At 76.9% G+C, this 1,071-nt stretch carries 2 protein-coding genes; both read left to right on the plus strand.

All coding sequences use genetic code 11. The annotated features are described in order from the left end of the window. Window positions 1-207: 207 nt before the first annotated feature. On the plus strand, window positions 208-732 hold the full coding sequence (locus tag ACFWEG_RS29075; protein ID WP_387221112.1) for an Asp23/Gls24 family envelope stress response protein: 525 nt from the start codon (window positions 208-210) through the stop codon (window positions 730-732). A 73-nt stretch (window positions 733-805) separates the two neighbouring features. Beyond that, window positions 806-991 (plus strand): hypothetical protein, encoded by a 186-nt coding sequence (locus tag ACFWEG_RS29080; RefSeq protein WP_387221114.1) that lies wholly within the window; start codon window positions 806-808, stop codon window positions 989-991. Window positions 992-1,071: the final 80 nt, after the last annotated feature.

Genomic DNA, 1,071 nt, shown 5'->3' on the forward strand with positions numbered 1-1,071 from the left:
GCGTGTCTGGGGGGCGGTTTTTTGGTTAAAACCGCCCGGCCCGCCCCCCCCGCCCCCCGCGCCGGGCCCCCCCCGGCGGCGGGGTCCCCTCCGCCACCGTCCCTCACCTGGGTCGTCCCGCGGCGCGAAGCGCTGCGAACCGTCCTAGCGTGAGCGAAAAGGGGCGGCCTCCCGCCGCTCCCCCCCCCACCGAAGGGACGGACGGCGATGACCGACACCGCACCCAAGCCCGGCGTACCGGGACGCGACCAGAGCAACGGCGGCGGCCGCCCGGCCACCAGCGCGACCGCGTCGAGCCCCCGCGGCTCCTCCGGCAACGGCCGCCGCGAACCCGTCGGCGCCCCCGAGGACCGCGGCCGCACCACCATCGCGGACGGGGTGGTCGAGAAGATCGCCGGGCTCGCCGCCCGCGACGTGCCGGGCGTCCACGCCCTCGGCAGCGGCGTCTCGCGCACCTTCGGCGCGGTCCGCGACCGGGTGCCCGGCGGCAGCGCCAAGTCGGTCACCCGCGGCGTCAAGGCCGAGGTCGGCGAGGTCCAGGCGGCCGTCGACCTGGAGATCGTCGTCGACTACGGCGAGTCGATCGCCGACGTCGCCCGCGCCGTGCGGCAGAACGTCGTCGACGCCGTCGAGCGGATGGCCGGCCTGGAAGTGGTCGAGGTGAACATCGCCGTCAGCGACGTGAAGCTGCCGGACGAGGAGGACGACGAGCCCGAGTCCCGGATCCAGTGACCGGCGCCCCCCGCCGGCGGCCCCCGGGCCCCGGCGCCCCCTCCCGCACCCCGACGCAGCGAAGGATCCCCTCATGAGCATCGCCCTCGTCGGCCTCCTGGCCGGAATGGGGCTCGGCTTCGCCGCCTACTTCGGCGGTTTCGGAGCCTTCCTGCTGGTCGCCGCCCTCGGCGCGATCGGCTACCTGGTCGGCCGGTACGTCGACGGCGACCTGGACCCGGGCGACCTGTTCCGCTCCCGCGACGGCCGCCGCCGGTGACCCGGACGCCGAGCCGGGGGGCGCCCGCCGAGCGCGGGGCGACCCCCCACGCGGACCGGGTGGTCGGGAAGATAGCCGCC

It is taken from the genome of Streptomyces sp. NPDC060194 (genome assembly GCF_042728285.1).
Classification (GTDB): Bacteria; Actinomycetota; Actinomycetes; order Streptomycetales; family Streptomycetaceae; genus Streptomyces.